Source organism: Paraburkholderia humisilvae, assembly GCF_902859855.1.
In the GTDB taxonomy this organism is placed as follows: Bacteria; Pseudomonadota; Gammaproteobacteria; order Burkholderiales; family Burkholderiaceae; genus Paraburkholderia; species Paraburkholderia humisilvae.
Window position 1 is genome coordinate 59,258 of sequence record NZ_CADIKH010000015.1, and the last position, 22,222, is coordinate 81,479.

Sequence of the window (22,222 nt, forward strand, 5' to 3'; positions counted from 1 at the left end):
GCATGAGTCCCTCCATGATTACCGTTAACGTCGACCTGGGCGAACGCGCCTATCCGATTCATATCGGCACCGATCTGATCGGCAAGACTGAGCTATTTGCGCCGCATATCGCAGGCTCGTCGGTCACGATCGTCACCAACACGACTGTCGAGCCGCTGTACGGCGACACGCTGCGCCGCGCGCTCGGGCCCCTTCTTGGCAAGAACGTGTCGACCGTCGTGCTGCCGGATGGCGAGGCGTACAAGAGCTGGGAAACGCTGAACCAGATCTTCGACGCGCTGCTCGGCGCGCGCGCCGATCGCAAGACCACGCTGATCGCGCTTGGCGGAGGCGTGATTGGCGACATGACCGGTTTTGCCGCCGCGTGTTATATGCGCGGCGTGCCGTTCATTCAGGTGCCGACCACGCTGCTGTCGCAAGTCGATTCGTCGGTGGGCGGTAAGACTGGCATCAACCACCCGCTCGGTAAAAACATGATCGGCGCGTTCTATCAGCCGCAAGCGGTGATCGCCGACATCAGCGCGCTGCGCACGCTGCCGCCGCGCGAACTGGCAGCCGGCATGGCCGAAGTGATCAAGACTGGCGCGATTGCGGACGCGGTCTTCTTCGACTGGATCGAAGCCCATATCGATGCGTTGAATCGCTGCGAACCCGAAGTACTGGCGGAAGCGGTCAAGCGATCGTGCGAGATCAAGGCATCGGTCGTCGCGGCTGACGAACGGGAAGGCGGCCTGCGCGCGATTCTCAATTTTGGCCACACGTTCGGCCACGCAATCGAAGCGGGCCTCGGCTATGGTGAATGGCTGCACGGAGAGGCGGTCGGTTGCGGCATGGTGATGGCGGCGGATCTGTCGGTGCGGCTGGGTTATCTCGACGAGGCGGCGCGCGAGCGCCTCGTCGCGCTCATCACGGCGGCGCATTTGCCGACGCGCGCACCGGCGCTCGGCGCCGCGCGTTATGTTGACCTGATGCGTGTCGACAAGAAAGCGGAATCCGGCGAGATCAAGTTCATCCTGCTCAAGCGGTTCGGCGAGACGCTGATCACGCGCGCGCCCGACGATGCGGTGAACGCAACGCTGGCGGCAACCGTCTAACGGCCGAACGCGCCGAACGCGCACGTCAACGCTTGCATAGCCGTTTGCCCTAGTTCCGGAGAGGCCGGTGACCGAAAGACTCAGCGACAATCCGCTCGAACCACCTCACGCGCCTCATGCGTCTGACACCGCGCCGCGGCACGCGGTGTCGCCGCCATCCGTCGCCGCGCTCGAGGCCCATCTCGCACCGTACGCCGCGCATGCCGCACAGTCGCGCGGACGCCACCATCCTGAAGCGCCGCCAAGCGCGCGCACCGAGTTTCAGCGAGATCGCGACCGCATCGTTCATTCAACCGCGTTCCGGCGGCTCGAGTACAAAACGCAGGTGTTCGTCAATCACGAAGGCGACCTGTTTCGCACGCGGCTCACGCATAGCCTCGAAGTCGCGCAGATTGCACGGTCGGTTGCGCGCAATCTGCGCGTGAACGAAGACCTCGTCGAAGCGATCTCGCTCGCACACGATCTCGGCCACACGCCTTTCGGTCACGCGGGGCAGGACGCGCTCAACGACTGCATGCGCGAGCACGGCGGCTTCGAGCACAATCTGCAAAGCCTCGCGGTCGTCGACGAACTCGAAGAGCACTACGGTGCGTTCAATGGGCTGAACCTCTGTTTCGAGACGCGCGAGGGGATTCTGAAGCACTGTTCGCGGGAAAATGCCCGGCGGCTCGGCGCACTCGGCGAGCGCTTCCTGCAGGGGCGTCAGCCGTCGATCGAAGCGCAGATCGCCAATCTCGCGGACGAAATCGCGTACAACAACCATGACGTCGACGACGGTTTGCGTTCCGGATTGATCACGATCGATCAACTCGCTGAAGTCGAGCTATGGCGCATGCACTACGATGCGGCACGCGACGATTATCCGCAAATCGAAGGGCGCCGGCTGATTCACGAGACCGTGCGCCGCATCATCAACTCACTGATCGTCGATCTGATCGATACGACGATGCGCAATCTAATTCACCATGCGCCGCGCTCGCTCGACGACGTGCGCGCCGCGCCGCCGCTCGTTGCGCACAGCGAAGCGGTGTCCGCGCAAGCGACGGTGCTCAAGCGCTTCCTGTTTAAGAACCTGTATCGGCACTATCGCGTGATGCGCATGGCCAACAAGGCGCGACGCGTCGTGACCGGGCTTTTTAGCGCGTTCAGTGACGATGCGCGCCTGCTGCCGCCGAATTACCAGTCGCCGGACCCGCAGGTACAGGCACGTCTCATCGCGCATTACATCGCGGGCATGACCGACCGCTATGCGCTGAAGGAGTACCAGCGGCTTTTCGTCGTTGACAGCAACTGACGCAGTCGACCGGAGTGCGCAGACACGTAAAGACAAGCGGCAGAGACAAGCGGCAGCGCATCACGAGGCCGCGACCGCCACGCGGTCGCGCCGTATCAACGGCTCGGCGTACGTGGTCCGCGCCGCACGCGCGCCAGCGCGCCGTGCCCAACGAATATCGCAACGCGTCGGACGCGAAGCTCGTTCAGCTCAACGTCCAACGCGTCCGCGCGCCGACCTCAGCGCGTCAACGTGCGCGCGTGAGCAGCGCGCCGGCGACCACAGCAAGCGCACCGACAACGGCGATTGTCCGCCACGGGTTTTCATGCACGTAGTCGTCCGCACCGGCAAATGCATCTTGCGCGCGATCGCGCATCACGCTGCGCGTGTCGTTGAGCCGCTCACGCGCATCGTCCAGACGCTTGCGCACCTGCTTGCGCAATGCGACAGCGTCGGCCTGCGTCCCATCGCCAAGCGTGGTTTCAAGTTCGGCGATCAGCGTGCGCAGCTCGCTCGCAATGTCTTCCGCGGCGTGGCGGCTGTGTCGCGCAATACGGCGCGCACGACGCCCGGTCGTCGTCCAGGATTCGCCAATGGCATCTCGCGTGTTCGGTAGTGCAGTCATGGTCGCTCCGATGATGGTTTGATGAAAGTCCCCGCTGCTTGATGCGGTAAATCCAACTGGACGCAACTTCGGTGCCTGCCGGGCGAAGCGATATCGCGTGCGGCGAAGCCCAGCCGAAGTACAGCGTATCGCATATCGGCACGCGGTATAAACGATCATCGCTTGACGGAAGACACAGTCAGTCGGATGTCGCGATGGACACCGTGCGCGCTGTCGCTAGCGCGTCACGGAAAACGCGCGCGTCGGCAAGATGCAGCAGAATTTTCAGCGACAACCGTGGCAGAGCGTCAAAATTACAATACTTGCACGGTTGATACGGAGCACCGGCCGGATCGCGACGTGCGATTGCGCAAAAACGAAAACGCCGTTACGCGTTGCGCGACGGCGTTATCCAAGCCGGAAAAACTCGACTAACCTAGGTTAGAACCGATAGCCGATGCTCAGCAGCGTGACGATCGGGTTCAGTCGAATCTTGGTTTGCGACTGCACGTTGAGTGTGCCGACGGGCGTCTGCGCAGCGGTATTCAGCTTCGCCGTGGTGCTAACCGGCAGATACGAAATCGAGAAGCCCGCGAACCAGTGTTCGGTGAACGCGTAGGTGAAGCCAGCATTAAACACGGGTGCCCACGAACTATCCGTGTCGACTGTGGTCGGACCATGCAGTACGCTTTGTTCGAATGCGCCGTTCGTGATGCGCGCGTCGGTGAACCAGACGCGGCTCACGCCGATGCCAACGTACGGACGGAACTTCGACTGTGCCGCGAGGAAGTAGTACTTAAGCAGCAGCGCAGGGCTCCACTGTTTTGCCTGGCCGAGCTTGCCAAACTGTCCGAACTGGCCGGTGCCATTGATATCGAAGGTCGGTGGGACACCAATGTCGAACTGGGTGGCGATATGGTCGGTGATGAAGTAGCCCGCAGTGAAGCCAACCGTATCGGCGGAGCTGATCTTCGCGCCGGTATTCGGAATCGTGATGTTGACGGGCGAGCCGCCGACGTTTGTCTCCTTCAACGGATCACTACTGGACTGAGGCGCAAAATGGAACCAGCCTGTCGTGAAGTAAAAGCTGCCGGCCGTTTGAGCGTGAGCCGCAGTCGAAATGCATGCGAATGCAACGGCCCCCGTGATGGCCTGTTTTAATTTCATATGTGCTCCTCCTGAAAGGCCCGCACATTATGACCACTACGTTTGAAACAAACCATACGCGTCGGCTAGAGCGTTCACTCTGGGCGACGCGTGGTTTCTGGCTCAGGCCCGCCGCGCGGAACGCCGCGCTGGTGGCGCCTGTCGGACCTTCGGGTATCTACCAACGCGAATTTGGATAATCCAGCATGGCACGGCTTGCACGTCTTTATGTTCCTGACCAGCCGCAACACGTGATCCTGCGCGGACTCGACCAGCAGCCCGCGTTTGTCGACGACCAGGACTACGAACTCTTCATCGACTGTCTGAAGGCGGCTTCACGCGATCATCACCTCGCGATTCATGCGTATGCGCTGATGCCCGGCGCAGTGCAACTACTCGTCACGCCCACCGACGAGTCGAGCTTGCCGAAGGCGATGCAGGCCGTCGGCCGGCGCTACGTCGCGCACTTCAACCGGCGTTACTCGCGACGCGGCACGCTGTGGGAAGGGCGATACCGCGCAACGGTGATCGAGGGCGAGCGCTACTTTCTGCTCGCGAGCCGGGTAGTCGAGATGTCGCCGGTGCGCACCCAGCTCGTTGCCGCGCCCGAGGACTACCGGTGGTCCAGCTACCGGCATCACATCGGCCTGACGCTCGACAGCCTGATCACCGATCATCCGCTGTACTGGTCGCTCGGCAATACGCCGTTCGAGCGGCAGCGCGCGTATCGCGAACTGTGCGAGCAGCCGCTCGACGAACGCGAGGCCAGTCAGCTGCAGCAGGCGACGCTCAAAGGCTGGGTGCTCGGCAGCGACTCGTACCGCGAATGGGCGGCGCGCGCGGCGAACCGCCGCGTGTCGCCTTTGCCGCGCGGCCGGCCGCGCAAAGTCCGCGAGACGCCGCAGACCCAGTGAGACCGCGATGACGCGGCAATAAACCATGGCGCATCACGGGTTTGCAGGACCGACGGCATCTTCGCATGCCGTTTTCTTTTGCCCCTGATTGATATGGAACCAATAAATTTAGCCCGCAATGCACCATTGTGATAATTAGGGTTCAATCATCACGTTTTGTTTGCTATTTCATTGATTCGTCGCGTATATTCCGAATTCCGGCGGGTCGGGGCGCGCAGCGCATCCCGTCGCCTGTGCAGTTGCAGCGCGGTTCCCCACTCGCGCTGCCGGCAACAAGAAAACGGCAAGCAGACGATTTAACGGCCGCCCGGCCTCTGACAGACGGTGTCCCCCATGAACGACCAACAGCAACCGATCCAACCGGTTCCCGCGGCGCAAGGTCTGTATGACCCGCAAAACGAACACGACGCATGCGGCGTCGGTTTCGTCGCGCATATCAAGGGCAAGAAAAGCCACGAGATCATCGAGCAGGGCCTGAAGATTCTCGAGAATCTCGATCACCGGGGCGCGGTCGGCGCCGATCCGCTGATGGGCGACGGTGCGGGCATCCTGATCCAGATCCCGGACGGCTTCTATCGCGAGGAGATGGCGAGGCAAGGCGTGACGCTGCCGCCGGCCGGCGAGTACGGCGTCGGCATGATCTTCCTGCCGAAGGAACATGCATCGCGTCTCGCGTGCGAGCAGGAACTGGAGCGCACGGTGAAGGCCGAAGGCCAGGTCGTGCTCGGCTGGCGCGACGTGCCGGTCGATCACGCAATGCCCATTTCGCCGGCCGTGAAAGCGAGCGAGCCGCTGATCCGCCAGATCTTCATCGGCCGCGGCAAGGACATCATGGTCACCGATGCGCTCGAACGGAAGCTGTATGTGATCCGCAAGACCGCGAGCCACCGTATCCAGGCGCTGAAGCTCAAGCACGGCAAGGAATACTTCGTGCCGTCGATGTCGGCGCGCACGATCGTCTATAAGGGCCTGCTGCTGGCGGGCCAGGTGGGCGTTTACTATCGCGACCTGCAGGACGAGCGCGTCGTGTCGGCGTTGGCGCTCGTGCACCAGCGCTTTTCGACGAACACGTTCCCCGCGTGGGAACTCGCTCACCCGTACCGGCTGATCGCCCACAACGGCGAAATCAACACGGTGAAGGGCAACGTCAACTGGCTGAACGCCCGCACCGGCGCGATCGCGTCGCACGTGCTCGGCGACGACCTGCCGAAGCTGTGGCCGCTGATCTACCCGGGCCAGTCCGATACCGCATCGTTCGACAACTGTCTCGAACTGCTGCTGATGGCCGGCTACCCGCTCGTCCACGCGATGATGATGATGATTCCGGAAGCGTGGGAACAGCACACGCTGATGGACGACAACCGCCGCGCGTTCTACGAGTACCACGCCGCGATGATGGAGCCGTGGGACGGCCCGGCGGCCATCGCGTTTACCGACGGCCGTCAGATCGGCGCGACGCTCGACCGAAACGGTTTGCGCCCGGCGCGCTACCTTGTGACCGACGACGACCTCGTGATCATGGCGTCGGAAGCCGGCGTGCTGCCTATTCCCGAGTCGAAGATCGTCAAGAAGTGGCGTCTGCAGCCGGGCAAGATGTTCCTGATCGATATGGACCAGGGCCGGATCATCGACGACAAGGAACTGAAGGACAACCTCGCGAACGCGAAGCCGTACAAGAGCTGGATCGATGCGGTGCGCATCAAGCTCGACGAAATCGAAGCGAAGGCCGAGGACGTGATCACGGAGCGTCGCGAGGCGGCGGCGCTGCTCGACCGTCAGCAGGCGTTCGGCTTCACGCAGGAAGACGTCAAGTTCCTGATGGCGCCGATGGCGCAGGCCGGCGAAGAAGCGGTCGGCTCGATGGGCAACGACTCGCCGTTGGCCGTCATGTCGAACAAGAACAAGACGCTGTACCACTACTTCAAGCAGCTGTTCGCGCAGGTGACGAACCCGCCGATCGATCCGATTCGCGAAAACCTCGTGATGTCGCTGGTGTCGTTCGTCGGTCCGAAGCCGAACCTGCTCGACACAAACAACATCAACCCGCCGATGCGTCTCGAAGTGTCGCAGCCGGTGCTCGATTTCAAGGACATCGCGAAGATTCGTGCGATCGATCAGTACACCGGCGGCAAGTTCAGCTCGTACGAGTTGAACATCTGCTATCCGGTCGCGTGGGGCAAGGAAGGCATCGAAGCGCGCCTCGCTTCGCTATGCGCGGAAGCCGTCGACGCGGTGAAGTCCGGCTACAACATGCTGATCGTGTCGGACCGCCGGACCGATCGCGACAATGTCGCGATTCCGGCGCTGCTGGCCACCTCCGCGATTCACACGCACCTCGTCACGCAAGGTCTGCGCACGAGCACGGGTCTCGTCGTCGAAACCGGCTCGGCGCGTGAAACGCACCATTTCGCGCTGCTCGCGGGCTACGGCGCCGAAGCCGTGCACCCGTACCTCGCGATGGAAACGCTCGCGCAGATGGCGACCGGTCTGAAGGGCGACCTGTCGGCGGACAAGGCGATCTACAACTTCACGAAGGCGGTCGGCAAGGGCCTGCAGAAGGTCATGTCGAAGATGGGCATTTCGACTTACATGTCGTACACCGGCGCGCAGATTTTCGAAGCGGTCGGCCTCGCTGAAGACCTCGTGCTGAAGTACTTCAAGGGCACGGCGTCGAAGGTCGGCGGCATTGGTCTATTCGAAGTCGCGGAAGAAGCGATCCGCCTGCATCGCGAAGCGTTCGGCGACAACCCGGTGCTCGCGACGATGCTCGACGCTGGCGGCGAATACGCGTACCGCGTGCGCGGCGAAGAACATATGTGGACGCCGGACGCGATTGCGAAGCTGCAACACTCGGCGCGCAGCAACTCGTACCAGACGTACAAGGAATATGCGCATCTGATCAACGATCAGACGAAGCGTCACATGACGTTCCGTGGCCTGTTCGAGTTCAAGTTCGATCCGATGAAGGCCATTGCGCTCGACGAAGTCGAACCGGCGAAGGACATCGTCAAGCGGTTCGCGACCGGCGCGATGTCGCTCGGCTCGATCTCGACCGAAGCGCATGCGACGCTCGCGGTCGCGATGAACCGGATCGGCGGCAAGTCGAACACCGGCGAAGGCGGCGAGGACGAAAAGCGCTATCGCAACGACCTGCGCGGCATTCCGATCCGGAATGGCGACACGATGAAGTCGGTGATCGGCGATGAGGTCATCGTCGATATTCCGCTGAAGGACGGCGATTCGCTGCGCTCGAAGATCAAGCAGGTTGCGTCGGGCCGCTTCGGCGTGACGGCCGAGTATCTGGCGTCGGCCGACCAGATTCAGATCAAGATGGCGCAAGGCGCGAAGCCGGGCGAAGGCGGCCAGTTGCCGGGCCACAAGGTGTCCGACTACATCGGCAAGCTGCGCTATTCAGTGCCGGGCGTTGGCCTGATCTCGCCGCCGCCGCACCACGACATCTACTCGATCGAAGACCTCGCGCAACTGATTCACGATCTGAAGAACGTGAATCCGTCGTCGAGCATTTCCGTGAAGCTCGTGTCGGAAGTCGGCGTCGGCACGGTGGCCGCGGGCGTTGCGAAGGCCAAGGCGGATCACGTCGTGATCGCCGGTCATGACGGCGGCACTGGCGCGTCGCCGCTGTCGTCGATCAAGCACGCGGGCACGCCGTGGGAGCTCGGTCTCGCGGAAACGCAACAGACCTTGGTGCTGAACCGTCTGCGCGGCCGCATTCGTGTGCAGGCCGACGGCCAGATGAAGACCGGCCGCGATGTCGTGATCGGCGCGCTGCTCGGCGCGGACGAGTTCGGCTTCGCGACGGCGCCGCTCGTCGTCGAAGGCTGCATCATGATGCGCAAGTGCCACCTGAACACGTGCCCGGTCGGCGTCGCGACGCAGGACCCGGTGCTGCGGGCGAAGTTCAAGGGCCAGCCGGAACACGTCGTGAATTTCTTCTTCTTCATCGCTGAAGAAGTGCGCGAGATCATGGCGCAACTGGGCCTGCGCAAGTTCGATGAGCTGATCGGCCGCTCGGACCTGCTCGACATGAAGAAGGGCGTCGAGCACTGGAAGGCGAAAGGTCTCGACTTCGCGCGCGTGTTCTATCAGCCGGAAGTGCCGGCGGAGGTCGCGCGTCTGCACGTCGAATCGCAGGACCACGGCCTTGCCCGCGCGCTCGATCACACGCTGATCGAAAAGTCGAAGGCCGCGCTCGACAAGGGCGAGCACGTGTCGTTTATCCAGCCGGTGCGCAACGTGAACCGTACGGTCGGCGCGATGCTGTCCGGCATGATCGCGAAGAAGTACGGCCACGACGGGCTGCCCGACGACACCGTGCACATTCAGCTTAAGGGCACCGCGGGTCAAAGCTTTGGCGCGTTCCTCGCGAAGGGCGTCACGCTCGACCTCGTCGGCGACGGCAACGACTATGTCGGCAAGGGCCTGTCGGGCGGCCGCATCATCATCCGCCCGACCAACGACTTCCGCGGCAAGTCCGAAGAAAACATCATCTGCGGCAACACCGTGATGTACGGCGCGATCGAAGGCGAATCGTTCTTCCGCGGCGTCGCCGGCGAGCGCTTCTGCGTGCGCAACTCGGGTGCAACGGCGGTCGTCGAAGGGACCGGCGACCATGGCTGCGAGTACATGACGGGCGGCACGGTGGTCGTGCTCGGCGAGACGGGCCGCAATTTCGCGGCCGGGATGTCGGGCGGCGTCGCGTATATGTACGACCCGGACGGCACGTTCCCGGGCAAGTGCAACAAGTCGATGGTCGCGCTCGATCCGGTGCTGCAGCAGGCCGAGCAGGAACGCACGGTCGACCGGGCACTGTGGCATGCCGGCCAGACCGACGAGGCGCTGCTCAAAGGCCTGATCGAGCGTCACTTCCAGTTCACCGGCTCGCCGCGTGCGAAGGCACTGCTTGAAAACTGGGACGCGGCGCGCCGCCAGTTCGTGAAGGTCTTCCCGACCGAGTACAAGCGCGCGCTGGGCGAACTGGGCGCGAAGAAGGCCAGCAAGGAAGTGCTCGCGGCCTGATTGGCCGGCGGATTCAACCGCCGCGACGTCAGCCTGTAGCAACGAACATTAATCTGCGCACCCGCCGTCTGCACCATGAATGGGCGGCGACGGGTGCCGATCCCCACCGATCTGGATAGACAAGAGAACCACATGGGCAAGGCAACCGGTTTTCTCGAGTTCGAACGCCGCCATGAGGCGTACGAGGCTCCGCTCACGCGTGTGAAGCACTATAAGGAATTCGTCGCTGCGCTCAGCGACGAAGACGCGAAGATTCAAGGCGCGCGCTGCATGGACTGCGGCATTCCGTTCTGCAACAACGGCTGCCCGGTCAACAACATCATCCCGGACTTCAACGACCTGGTGTTTCGCCAGGACTGGAAGAGCGCGATCGACGTGCTGCACTCGACCAACAATTTCCCCGAGTTCACGGGCCGCATCTGCCCGGCGCCGTGCGAAGCGGCGTGCACGCTCGGCATCAACGACGACCCCGTCGGCATCAAGTCGATCGAGCACGCGATTATCGACAAGGCGTGGGCCGAAGGCTGGGTTGCGCCGCTGCCGCCGAAGCATAAGACCGGCAAGAAGGTCGCGGTGGTGGGCTCGGGCCCGGCGGGACTCGCTGTGGCACAGCAACTCGCGCGTGCCGGCCATGACGTGACGGTTTTCGAAAAGAACGACCGTATCGGCGGCCTCCTGCGCTACGGCATCCCTGACTTCAAGCTCGAGAAGTGGCTGATCGACCGCCGCATGCGCCAGATGGAAGCCGAGGGCGTGACTTTCCGCACGAATGTGTTTGTCGGCAAGGACGCGATCCCCGCGCATATCGGCAATACGGCGAAGGAAACCATGACGCCCGACGAGCTGGGGGAACAGTTCGATGCCGTCGTGATCGCCGGCGGCTCGGAAACACCGCGCGACCTGCCGGTGCCGGGGCGCGAACTCGCGGGCATTCACTATGCGATGGAGTTTCTGCCGCAGCAGAACAAGGTCAACGCGGGCGACAAGGTCGCGGATCAGATCCTCGCGAAAGGCAAGCACGTGATCGTGATCGGCGGCGGGGACACCGGCTCGGACTGCGTCGGCACGTCGAACCGCCACGGCGCGAAGCACGTCACCCAGTTTGAACTGCTGCCGCAGCCGCCCGAAGAAGAGAACAAGCCGCTTGTTTGGCCGTACTGGCCGGTCAAGCTGCGCACGTCGTCGTCGCACGAGGAAGGCTGCGAGCGCGATTGGGCGGTCGCGACGAAGCGCTTCGAAGGCAAGAACGGCAAGGTCGAGAAGCTCGTCGCCGTGCGCGTTGAATGGAAGGACGGCAAAATGCAGGAAGTGCCGGGCTCCGAATTCGACATGAAGGCCGATCTCGTGTTGCTCGCGATGGGCTTTACGCAGCCCGTGTCGCCGGTGCTCGAAGCGTTCGGCGTCGACAAGGATGCGCGCGGCAACGTGCGTGCGTCGACCGAAGGCGACAAGGCGTATTACACGTCGGTCGACAAGGTGTTTACCGCTGGCGACATGCGCCGCGGGCAATCGCTGGTCGTGTGGGCGATTCGCGAAGGACGACAGTGCGCCCGCTCAGTTGACGCGTATCTGATGGGCTGCTCGGAGTTGCCGCGCTAACCCGCATCAACGTTCCCTGCCGCACTCGGGGCCGGCGAGGCCCCGGCAGCGAAGCAAGGCTTTTTGCAGGAAGAGGTGGAGACGATAGGTGTGGCACAGGGCTGGCGGCCCGCTTGCGGCCTAGCTCGCAGCTGGCTTTCAGCCTGATAGCCACGTCCGGAGGCCGGGCACCCGCGAGGGTGACCCGGCCTTTCGTTTTTAGCATCGGCAACATCGGCTGCGGTGCCGGTGCGTCGAACCGGCCGCATGAAGAGAAAGACGCATGATCGCCCGATTCGCGCGGTCGCGGCGATAATGCGACGATGACTTTGCCGCGCAGGCGCCCACCCAAGCGATGCAGCCGCATGACTCCTCTACCGTAACCGGCCACGACGCCGGGCACCAGGCGGTGCAAGGCTGGCAGCGCTGTTTCATCGCGCTCGTGCCTGATGCCGCCACGCGCGATGCGCTCGCCGCCGTGGCGGTTCCGGCTGCCGCGCGCCGCGTGCCAAACGAGCAATTGCATCTGACGGTCACATTTATCGGCGCATTGACGCACGAACTCGGTAGCGCGCTAATCGACGCGCTGGCTCCGCAGGCGATTCCGTTGACGCCAGTGCCTGTCACGCGCATTGAGCACTGGCCGCGCGCGTCGCATCCGCGGCTGACGGTCGCGATGCTCGCGATGTCCGACGAATTCGTTGCGCTCGACTGGCGCGTCCGGTCATTGATGATCAAGCTGGGCTTGCCGGTCGACGCGCGTGCGTTCCGGCCACACGTGACACTTGGGCGCTTTCGCCGCGATGCGCCGGCGGTGGGGCGCGCACCGGATGCGCCGGACAAGCTGCTCGCGCGTTTTGACTCGTTGACGCTGTATTCGAGCACGCTCGCGCGCACCGGCGCGCGTTATCGCGCACTGACAAGCGTACCGGTCATCGCAACCTGACTGAGTGTCTCGCGACGGGCGATCGACGACCCCGCCAACGCTCCACGCGCGCGCTTCGCTTACGCGTGATAGCGCGCAATCGTCAGTCCGTCGAGGTCGATCTCGGGCTGTTTTTGCGTGACCAGATCGGCAACCACGCGTCCCGACCCGAGCGACATCGCCCAACCGGTCGAGCCGTGCCCGATGTTGAGCCACAGGTGGCCGATGCCGGACGGGCCGAGCAGCGGCGTGCCGTCCGGCATCATCGGCCGGCGTCCGACCCAGAAGTGCGCGGACGATGGCACGCTTGCGTGAGGAAACCAGTCGTCGAGCACTTTCAGCAGCGTACGCAGCGACTGTTCACGCAGTGTCGCTTGCCGATCGCCGAGTTCCGCAGTGCCGGCGACTCGCAGATTAGGCCCAAGACGCGTGATCGCCGTTTTCAGCGCTTCGTCCATGAGTGCGGCACGCGGCGCTTTCTGGTCGTTGATCACCTGCAGCGTCGCCGAATAGCCTTTCACCGGATAAAGCGGTACGCGTACGCCTACCGGCTCGAGCAACCCGGCGCTGTCGACGCCCGCGGCTACCACGACCGCGTTGGCCGCGAGCGTCTCGCTACCTTGTGCGCTATCGACGTGCACGCCGCGCGCCGTGCCGCCTCGCACGTCAAGTGCGGTCACTCGCGTATCGAAGCGGAACTGCACGCCGCGCCGCTCGCAGAGCGCGCGCAGCTCACGCGTAAACGCCGCGCAGTCGCCGCATTCGTCGTCGGGCAGGTAGAGGCCCGCGAATGGCGCCTTGCGCGCCCAGCGCAATCCCGGCTCGACCGCGGCGCATTCCCCGCCGCTCAATTCGCGGTGCGGAATGCCGGCGTCGCGCAGCATCGCGAGCGCGGGCTGCGCGAGCTCGACGTCGTATGCGCTGCGAAAGAGCTGCAGATAACCGTGGCTGCGCCGGTACTCGAACGGATGGGCCGTGCGGAATTCATGCAGACAGGCGCGACTGTAGTAAGCGATACGCTGCATCCGCTGTTTGTTCACCCGGAACCGCTCGAGCTCGCATTCGCGCAGCCAGCGGCCGATCCAGCGCCATTGCGCGGTATCGAGCGTCGGGCGGAAGATCAGCGGCGACGTTGGTCTGAACAGGTATTTGAGAATTTTCGCGGGCATGCCGGGCGCGGCCCAAGGCGTCACATAGCCCGGCGCGATCACGCCCGCGTTGGCGAAGCTCGTTTCGAGCGCGACGTCCGTTTCGCGTTCGATGACGGTGACGTCGCATCCGCGCTCACGCAAATAGAAAGCTGTGGCCACGCCGATCACGCCGGCGCCGAGAACGATCGTCTTCATGCACGCGAAAGTACCATCAGATGGCCGACGGTGCATGCGCGAGCGACTTGCCCTTGGTTTCCGGCAGGCACAGCGCCGCGACGATCACCAGCAGATAGCCGGAGCCCGCGACGAGCCCGATCGCTTTCACCAGCGTCATCGATTGCGACAGCGTACCGACCAGGATCGGGAAGAACGAGCCAGCGCCACGTCCGAGGTTGTAGCAGAACCCTTGGCCGGAGCCGCGTATCGCATTCGGATACAGCTCGGACAGGTATGCGCCGATGCCCGCAAAAATGCCCTGTACGACGATGCCGAGCGGAAAGCCGAGCAGCAGCATCGCGCGATCGGTGATCGGCAGCATCGTGTAAGCCATGCCGAGCAAAAACGAGCCGATCGCGAACAGGATGAACGACGCGCGGCGACCGATCCGGTCGCACAGAATCGCACCGACGATGTAGCCGGCGAACGAGCCGACGATCAGCACCACCAGATAGCCGCTCGTATTAAACACCGACAGATGACGCACGGTCTTCAGATAGGTGGGCAGCCACGTCGTGATCGCGTAGTAGCCGCCGAGCATGCCGGTGCACAGCAGGCTGCCGAGCACGGTGGTTTTCAGATACGCGCCCGTGAAGATCTGCAGGAAGTGCGCGCGTTCGTGACCGGCATCGCGCGCACGTCGTGTAGCGACGTAAATCTCCGGGTCGCTCACGTTGCGGCGGATATAGAGAATCCACAGTGCGGGCACGATGCCGATCCAGAAGCACGCACGCCATGCATATTCTTCAGGAAGTAGCGCGAAGAAAGCCCAATATAGAATGGCGGCCGCTGCCCAGCCGAACGACCAGCTGCTCTGCACCGTGCCGACCGCCTTGGCGCGATGCTGCGGCGAGCGGATCGTTTCGGCCATCATGATCGTGACCACCGACCACTCGCCGCCGAAACCGATGCCTTGCAGCGTGCGGGTCGCGAGCAGTTGCCCGAACGAGTGGGTGAAGCCGGACAGGCAGGTGAACAGTGCGAATGTCGCAATGGTCCATTGCAGCACGCGCACACGGCCATAGCGGTCCGCCAGAATGCCTGCAAGCCAGCCTCCGAGCGCCGATGAAATCAGCGAGCTGGTCGCGATCAGGCCTGCTTCGCTTTTTGTCATGCCCCAGCGTGCGATCAGCGTCGGGATCAGGAACGAGTAGATCATGAAGTCGAACGCATCGACTGCATAGCCGCCGAATCCGGCGTAGAGCGCGCGGCGCTCGCGCGTCGTCAGTTCCGTGAACCATTGAAATGACGCCATCCCGTCTCCGTGATCTGGTTGGAAGCGAATTGTGGGGCGATGCGCAAACGGGCTGTATTGTACGGTCCGCTTCGAGCCGCGCGCGGGGCGTTGCAAAAATGCGTTACGGGGAAGGTTGCGTATGCAACGAGATGGTTCACGAGCGTTGTGAGCATAGGTATTTGCATCTGTGCAACGCGTCAGACGGGTGGACTAGCCGAGCGACAGGCCGCCGTCGATGTGAATCACCTGACCGGTGATATGCCGTGCGTCGTCGGCGAGCAGAAACGCGATCAATGCCGCAACCTCGGCGGGTTCCGCGATGCGGTTGAGCGGCGCCGCTTCGGCGGCATGCGTCCACGCGGATGCGTTTTCCGTGCTCGGGCCATGCTCCTTGCGCGTATAACCGGGCGCGACGCAATTGACCGTCACCGCGTGGGCCGCGAGTTCGGCCGCTGCGGTCTTCACGAGCGATTCCAACGCCGCTTTCGCAGCAGCCGTGGCGGCGAATGGCGCATCGGCGCGATAGCGGTGCGCGACAAACGAACTCACCGCGACGACCCGGCCGCGCGGCGAGGTTTCGAGCGCCGGCGTCGCGCGCTTCACCAGCGCGGCGAACGCGCCGGGCATCACGTTGAACGATGTCGCGAGCGTCTCGGCGTCGAGCGCCGCAAGGCTTTGCCGTTGCGCGAAGCCCGCGTTTGCGACGAGTTGATCGAGGGCGCCGAAGCGTGAGAGGGTTTGATGAACGATGTGCTCGGGCGCGCCGCGTTCGGCGAGATCGGCGTGCAGTGTCGCCACGGTCGCGCCTTTGGCCGCGCAGTCCGCGGCGACCGCATCGAGCCGCGTGCGCGACGCCCAATCGGCGCCTCGTACATGCAACATCAGCGCGGTGCGTGGCGCGGCGATGCGCCGCGCGAGTGCCGCGCCGATGCCCGAACCGGCGCCGGTAATCACGACGACGCGATCAAACGACGCAGTGCTCATCACGCGCTCGCAACGGACGCGATGGACGCAACGGCGCGCCGCTTACGCGGCCTCGCGTTCGACCGCGCGCTCGACATACAGCGTCTGGTCGTGGAACGCTTCGAGCGTTTTGCGATGCGCGACGCTGATGATCGCCGAATCCACGAGCCGCTCATTGAGCGCGGTGTAGATTGCCGCTTCGTTGTCCGGGTCGAGTGCGCTCGTCGCTTCGTCGAGGAACAGGAAGTCGGGCTTTTGCAGCAGTGCGCGCGCGGCGGCCACGCGTTGCTGCTCGCCTGGCGACAAGGTGTGTTCCCAATGCGCGGATTCGGCAAGACGATCGGCAAGCTCAGGCAGCCGGCATACCGTGAGCGCTTCGCGGCACGCGTCGTCGCTGAAGGCGTCTCCGAGCGACGGGTAGCAGAGCGCCGCCTTCAGCGTGCCGATCGGCAGATAACTGCGCTGCGGGACGAACATCAGCTTGGCGCCGACCGGTGCTTCGATGGTCCCTTCGCCGAACGGCCACAGGCCCGCGAGCGCACGCAGCAGTGTGCTCTTGCCGGCGCCCGATGGTCCGCGCACCATCCAGCGCGCCTTGCGCGCGATCCTGAACGAGCCGATCGCGGCGATCGGCTGGCCGTCCGGGCGTTTGAGCACGAGGTCCTGCACGTCGAGCACCTGCGTGTCCGTCATGTGGATATTGATGCCGCCGTGCGCGGTGCCGCCCACCACCGACTCGTGCAGATGCTGCTCGCGCATCACGCGATTGAATTCCCGCAGACGATTGACCGTGGCGCGCCACTCGGCAAGTGAATCGTAATTGTTGATGAACCACGAGAACGAGTCGCTGACCGTGCCGAACGCGCTCGTCAACTGCTGATAGACGCCGAACGAAATGGCCTTCGAGAAGTACTTCGGCGCGGCCGCGATATACGGAAACACAATCGCAAGCTGCGAGTAGCTGATCACGACGATCGACAGGCGCCGCGTGAAGCGCATCACGAGCCGCCAGTTGTCGCGGATGTGGCCGAACACGCCTTGCAGCGATTTTTCCTCGGCCGCCTCACCCTGGTATAGCGCGATCTGATCGGCGTTCTCGCGGATGCGGATCAGCGAGAAACGGAAATCCGCTTCGACGCGCTGCTGCTGATAGTTGATCGACACGAGGGGATGGTTGACCTTGTGCGTAATCCACGAGCCGATTGCCGCGTAAATGAGTGCGACCCACACCATGTAGCCGGGAATCGATATCTGGGTGCCGAATACGGGGAACGCGAGCGCGCCCGACAGATTCCACAGGATCACGATGAACGAGAACAGCGTGACGGTGGTCGACAGCAGGCCAAGCGACAGGTTCAGCGTGTTGCTCGCGAGGCCCTGCAGGTCGGCGGAAACCCGCTGGTCGGGGTTGTCCGCGAGGCGGTCGCGCTCGATCCGGTAGTACGCGTCGTCGCCGAGCCAGGCATTGAGGTACTTCGTCGTGAGCCACTGCCGCCAGCGGAATTCGAGCATCTGGCGGAAGTACGTGCGATAGGAGCCAAGCAGGATCAACGCGAGCGCGATGACCGTGAACTGCAGCAGCGAATGTTTGAAAACAGGGTAGTTGTACTGCTGGATGGCATCGAAGAAGATGCCTTGCCAGCGGTTGAACCACACGTTGGCGGCCACCATCGTCATGTTCATCGCGATGACGATGGTGAGCAGGCCCCATGCGCGCCATTTGTCCTCGGACACCCAGTAGGGCTTGATGAGGCCCCACGCGGTGATATCCGCGGAGCTGTTCGGGTTTTCGGTCATATGCGTCCTTTGAAGCGGCGTCCTTTGAAGCGGCGTCCCTTGAAGCGCGTCTTTTGAAGCGCGCGTTCTGTAAAGCAATTCGACGCGACGCACGCGGCGACACGACGACGCGTTCGCCGGCGAATTCGTCCGAGGCGCGATTGTCGCGGCCAACGCTTAACCGGAACTTAATCCGTGCCACAGCCGGGCGCCCGCTGGGCGTGCTACCCACCCATCTGCGATCGGCCGTGGCCGTGGCCGGACTGGCCGGGGCAGGGTGCGCGTACCGACTGTGTGTCGCGCATTATGTCAGAGCCGCTTGCGTGGCTCATATTGAATTCGTCCGGCCCCGTGCGCGCTGGATGTGGCGGCCCATACGCCGGTGAAACCCTCGGGTTTGCGCGAAGGGTCTTTTATGTTCTAATGACCAGGACGAAACAGGGGTGCTTTGGCGCGGACCATACGTCGCGGCGAGGCTGAGAGAGACCCTTCGCACCCGATCCGGGTAATACCGGCGCGGGAAGTTTCGAAGTCTTTCGTTTCCTGCCGGGCGGCTTTCATGCGAAAGCCGTGCACCGGCCGGTTCCGCCCGCCGCCGCGTCTGCTGCCGCCTCCGCGTGTTTCGTCCTTGGGTACGTGCGTTTTCTTGCCGTACGGAAAGGATCCGATGACCGCTCATACTTCAGTCTTCTGTCTGGCCTGTCCCCAGTTCGCTCGACGTGCTCGACGCACGCGACGTGTCGCGTCGGGTATTGCTGCATCGCGCAACGGGTGGTCGAAATGAACGCGCCCGCAATGTCCGCGTCGCGCTCCGGTGCGTCGACCGATTTCGCGGTGATCGGTGGCGGCTTGTGCGGGCGGCTAGTCGCGTGGCGGCTGGCCGGCAAGGGGCGCCGCGTTGCGCTGTACGAACGTGGCGACGCAGCGGGCACGCAGTCGGCCGCGTGGGTTGCCGCTGCGATGCTTGCGCCGCTTGCCGAAGCGGCCAGCGCGGAGTTGCTGATCACGCGGCTCGGTGCGACGTCGCTCGACAGCTGGCCGCACATCATTGCCGAACTGCCTGAGCCGGTGTTCTTTCAGCGTAACGGCACGCTCGTCGTCTGGCATCACAGCGACCGCGGCGAGGCGCCGCTGTTCGAGCGGCGGCTGCGCGCGAACGCACCAGCGGAACTGCTCGACGGTGGCTTGCTCACGTTGTCCGGTGTGCAGATCAACGCCGCCGAGCCGGCGCTCGGCGGACGCTTCACGCAAGGTTGGCTGCTGCCGCATGAGGGGCAGCTCGACAACCGGCAGGTGCTCGCCGCATTAGCTGCGGGTCTCGCCGAGCGCGGCGTTCAGACGCACTGGAACACGCCGGTCGACGACTGCGCGCTGCCGGCGGCACACGTCACGATCGATTGCCGGGGCCTTGGCGCGAAGCCGGCGCTGCCGACGCTGCGCGGCATCCGCGGCGAGGTGGCGCGCGTGCACGCGCCGGGCATCGGACTGGTGCGTCCGGTACGGCTGCTGCATCCGCGCTATCCGCTTTACGTCGCGCCGAAGCAGAACGACCTGTACGTGATCGGTGCGACTGAAGTAGAAGGGGAAGACATGTCGCCGGTCAGCGTGCGGTCCGCGCTCGAGCTATTGAGTGCCGCGTTTTCGGTGCATCCGGGCTTTGGAGAAGCGCGCATCCTCGAGTTGAACTCGCAGTGCAGGCCGACGTTGCCGGACCATCGCCCGGCGCTCGTCTGGGACGGCGCACAGACGTTGCGCGTCAATGGCCTGTATCGGCACGGCTACATGATTGCGCCCGAGGTCGCCGACGAAGCGGTGCGCTTTGCGCTCGCGCTCGCCGACGGCCAGATCGCCGACGCCGATGCGTTCGCCGACTGGCGGGACCATGCGCGTTGGAACGAACTGTTTCATCTCGATCACCGGAACCCGCGCGACAGCGTTGCGCGCGAGCCCGCCTGAGCGCGCTCACGCCACGCCGGCAACCTGACTACGTAGACAACATCGCTTCAAGAACAAGGTAGATCCACAACATCATGGATATTCAAGTCAACCAGAAGCCGCTGAAGTTGCCCGAAGGCGCGACGGTCGCCGATGCGCTGGCCGCGTTCGGTGCCCAGCCGCCGTTCGCGGTTGCGCTGAACGGCGATTTCGTCGCGCGCGCGCAGCATGCGGCGCGCGCGCTGAGCACAGGCGACCGGCTCGACATTGTGCAACCGGTCGCGGGCGGCTAAGCCGCCCGGTGATCACGCCGCGCTGGCATTCCGACTGAGCCAAACTGAGCCCAACAGAGACTGCACCAGGACCCTGGCAACTGCTACAGGCAAGGACTGACCGATGACTTCCACTCAATCCACGCCCGCCGACGCGCTCAAGCTGTACGGCGAGACTTTCGCGAGCCGCGTGCTGCTCGGCACGTCGCGCTATCCGTCGCTGCAATCGCTGTCCGATTCGATCGCGGCGGCACGGCCTGGCATGGTCACCGTCGCGCTGCGCCGGCAAATGAACGAAGCCGGCGCGCAAGCCGGCTTTTTCGATCTGCTCAAGCGCCACGCAGTCCCGTTGCTGCCGAACACGGCCGGCTGCCAGACGATCGCCGAAGTCATCACCACGGCGCAGATGGCGCGCGAGGTGTTCGAAACCGACTGGATCAAGCTCGAGCTGATCGGTGATGACTACACGCTGCAACCCGACCCGGTCGGCCTGATCGAAGCCGCAGCGAAGCTCGTGAAGGACGGCTTCAAGGTGCTGCCGTATTGCACCGAAGACCTCGTGATCGGCCGACGTCTGCTCGACGCCGGTTGCGAAGCGCTGATGCCTTGGGGTGCGCCGATCGGCACCGGCAAGGGCGTGGTCAATCCGTACGGGCTGCGCGTGCTGCGCGAACGGCTGCCGGACGTGCCGCTGATCGTCGACGCCGGGCTCGGCGTGCCGTCGCACGCCAGCCAGGTAATGGAATGGGGCTTCGACGGCGTGCTGCTGAACACGGCAGTGTCGCAGGCGACGCACCCGGAGACCATGGCGCGCGCGTTCGCGCTGGGCGTCGAAGCTGGCCGCGCGGCGTTTCTCGCCGGGCCGATGGCCGAGCGCGACGCCGCGCATGCGAGCACACCGGTGGTCGGCATGCCGTTCTGGCATCAGGATGGGAGCGCGGCAGCATGACGCAGACGCTTAAGCTCACGGGCCGCGACCTCTTCTGGCCGCCCGCCGACGAACTCACTGAGGCCGTCGAGCGGATTCGCGCGCGCCTTGGCGACTGGCCGCCGAATCTCGCTCCGTGGCGCCTCTGTTTGACGCCGCCGGATCGGCCGAACGGTGGCGATCTGATCGTCGTCGCCGACGAGCAGCATCACGGCGAGAACATCGCGCGCTGGCTTGTGCAGGGTGCCGGCGTGATCGAAGCGGGCAACGGTGGCGCGACGTTGCATCTGGGCGGCGAGCGCTACCGGCTCGAAGGCCAGTTGGCCGAAGACTGGATCGCCGCGCTGGCCGCGTTCCTCGATTGCGGCTTTGCCCCGCATGATGCACTGGTGTTGGCGTTGGCGTGGCGCGACGGCGATGAAAAGCGTACCGCCGACGCGTGGCCGTCCGATCTCGCGCGCTTTCCGCGCGTCGCCGGTTTACCGGCCGCGCCTGCGCAGCCTTTCGCGCCGTGTCCGCACGACCTGGGCCTGTATCCGGTGCTGCCGACGGCTGAATGGGTCGAGCGGGTGGCCGGTTTCGGCGTGCGGACGATCCAGCTGCGTCGCAAGACGGCTGAGCCTGCCGAGCTCGTGCGGGAAATCGAGCGGTCGGTCGCGGCGGGGCGCACACACGGTGCGCGCGTGTTTATCAACGACCACTGGCAGCACGCGATCGGCGCCGGCGCGTACGGCGTTCATCTCGGCCAGGAGGACGTGCACACCGCCGACTTGCACGCGATCGCGGCGGCGGGCCTGCGGCTGGGTCTATCGACACATGGCTATTACGAAATGCTGACCGCGCTGCATTTCCGGCCTAGCTACATTGCGCTTGGCGCAGTGTTCGCGACCACCACCAAGGTGATGCCGACCGCGCCGCAAGGCCTCGCGCGGCTCACGCGCTATGTGCGGCTCCTGAACGGTGTGGTGCCGCTGGTCGCGATCGGTGGCATCAGCGCCGATGTGCTGCCGGATGTGCTGGCGACGGGCGTGCGCTGCGCGGCGCTGGTGCGGGCCGTGACGGAAGCCGCCGATCCGGCGGTGGCTGTCGCGTCATTGCAAAAAGCCTTCGACAAGAAATTGTCAGATTAAGTAAGGGGGCAGAACGCATCACGGCAGCGAATTCACGATGGCC

At 64.3% G+C, this 22,222-nt stretch carries 16 protein-coding genes and 1 riboswitch; of the genes, 10 read left to right on the top strand and 6 right to left on the bottom strand.

Annotated features, from left to right (window positions below):
• The first annotated feature begins 14 nt into the window (after positions 1-14).
• Positions 15-1,094: a 3-dehydroquinate synthase gene (gene aroB / locus HV796_RS17440; protein WP_175227739.1), complete on the top strand. Its 1,080-nt coding sequence runs from the start codon at positions 15-17 to the stop codon at positions 1,092-1,094.
• A gap of 67 nt (positions 1,095-1,161) precedes the next feature.
• Positions 1,162-2,388: a deoxyguanosinetriphosphate triphosphohydrolase gene (locus HV796_RS17445; RefSeq protein WP_377695106.1), complete on the top strand. Its 1,227-nt coding sequence runs from the start codon at positions 1,162-1,164 to the stop codon at positions 2,386-2,388.
• A 226-nt stretch (positions 2,389-2,614) separates the two neighbouring features.
• On the opposite strand, the gene HV796_RS17450 is transcribed toward HV796_RS17445, so the two are convergent.
• On the bottom strand, positions 2,615-2,992 hold the full coding sequence (locus tag HV796_RS17450) for an ElaB/YgaM/YqjD family protein (RefSeq protein ID WP_175227740.1): 378 nt from the start codon (positions 2,990-2,992) through the stop codon (positions 2,615-2,617).
• A 420-nt stretch (positions 2,993-3,412) separates the two neighbouring features.
• On the bottom strand, positions 3,413-4,138 hold the full coding sequence (locus HV796_RS17455; protein WP_175227741.1) for an OmpW/AlkL family protein: 726 nt from the start codon (positions 4,136-4,138) through the stop codon (positions 3,413-3,415).
• Between the two features lie 185 nt (positions 4,139-4,323).
• Here HV796_RS17455 and HV796_RS17460 point away from each other — a divergent pair, with 185 nt between their 5' ends.
• The 4 genes from HV796_RS17460 (at position 4,324) to thpR (ending at position 12,592) form a co-directional block, all read left to right on the top strand.
• A complete protein-coding gene (locus HV796_RS17460; protein WP_175227742.1) occupies positions 4,324-5,031 on the top strand; it encodes a transposase in 708 nt (235 codons plus the stop codon).
• Positions 5,032-5,364: 333 nt separating this feature from the next.
• Positions 5,365-10,068, top strand: coding sequence for a glutamate synthase-related protein (locus HV796_RS17465; RefSeq protein WP_175227743.1), 4,704 nt, complete (start codon positions 5,365-5,367; stop codon positions 10,066-10,068).
• Between the two features lie 132 nt (positions 10,069-10,200).
• The gene (locus tag HV796_RS17470) at positions 10,201-11,667 is read left to right on the top strand and encodes a glutamate synthase subunit beta (RefSeq protein ID WP_175227744.1); all 1,467 of its coding nucleotides are present in this window, start codon (positions 10,201-10,203) and stop codon (positions 11,665-11,667) included.
• 334 nt (positions 11,668-12,001) lie between these two features.
• A complete protein-coding gene (gene thpR / locus HV796_RS17475) occupies positions 12,002-12,592 on the top strand; it encodes an RNA 2',3'-cyclic phosphodiesterase (RefSeq protein WP_175227745.1) in 591 nt (196 codons plus the stop codon).
• A gap of 59 nt (positions 12,593-12,651) precedes the next feature.
• On the opposite strand, the gene HV796_RS17480 is transcribed toward thpR, so the two are convergent.
• The 4 genes from HV796_RS17480 to HV796_RS17495 all read right to left on the bottom strand — a co-directional run bounded on the left by HV796_RS17480 (position 12,652) and on the right by HV796_RS17495 (position 17,935).
• Positions 12,652-13,917: a D-amino acid dehydrogenase gene (locus HV796_RS17480; RefSeq protein ID WP_175227746.1), complete on the bottom strand. Its 1,266-nt coding sequence runs from the start codon at positions 13,915-13,917 to the stop codon at positions 12,652-12,654.
• A gap of 16 nt (positions 13,918-13,933) precedes the next feature.
• Positions 13,934-15,193 carry an MFS transporter gene (locus HV796_RS17485; protein ID WP_175227747.1) on the bottom strand — a complete coding sequence of 420 codons (1,260 nt, stop codon included), beginning with the start codon at positions 15,191-15,193 and terminating at the stop codon, positions 13,934-13,936.
• Positions 15,194-15,385: 192 nt separating this feature from the next.
• Positions 15,386-16,159, bottom strand: coding sequence for an SDR family NAD(P)-dependent oxidoreductase (locus tag HV796_RS17490; RefSeq protein ID WP_175227748.1), 774 nt, complete (start codon positions 16,157-16,159; stop codon positions 15,386-15,388).
• A 42-nt stretch (positions 16,160-16,201) separates the two neighbouring features.
• Positions 16,202-17,935, bottom strand: coding sequence for an ABC transporter ATP-binding protein/permease (locus tag HV796_RS17495; RefSeq protein ID WP_175227749.1), 1,734 nt, complete (start codon positions 17,933-17,935; stop codon positions 16,202-16,204).
• Between the two features lie 408 nt (positions 17,936-18,343).
• Positions 18,344-18,454, top strand: a riboswitch (TPP riboswitch).
• Between the two features lie 240 nt (positions 18,455-18,694).
• On the opposite strand from HV796_RS17495, the gene HV796_RS17500 reads away from it, so the two are divergent.
• From HV796_RS17500 to thiE, 4 genes are all read left to right on the top strand, one after another.
• Positions 18,695-19,870: an FAD-dependent oxidoreductase gene (locus HV796_RS17500; protein ID WP_246355907.1), complete on the top strand. Its 1,176-nt coding sequence runs from the start codon at positions 18,695-18,697 to the stop codon at positions 19,868-19,870.
• A 74-nt stretch (positions 19,871-19,944) separates the two neighbouring features.
• A complete protein-coding gene (gene thiS, locus HV796_RS17505) occupies positions 19,945-20,142 on the top strand; it encodes a sulfur carrier protein ThiS (protein WP_175227750.1) in 198 nt (65 codons plus the stop codon).
• A gap of 103 nt (positions 20,143-20,245) precedes the next feature.
• On the top strand, positions 20,246-21,070 hold the full coding sequence (locus HV796_RS17510) for a thiazole synthase (RefSeq protein ID WP_175227751.1): 825 nt from the start codon (positions 20,246-20,248) through the stop codon (positions 21,068-21,070).
• The gene (gene thiE / locus HV796_RS17515; protein WP_175227752.1) at positions 21,067-22,179 is read left to right on the top strand and encodes a thiamine phosphate synthase; all 1,113 of its coding nucleotides are present in this window, start codon (positions 21,067-21,069) and stop codon (positions 22,177-22,179) included. Before HV796_RS17510 ends, thiE begins: the two co-directional genes overlap by 4 nt.
• Positions 22,180-22,222 lie beyond the last annotated feature (43 nt).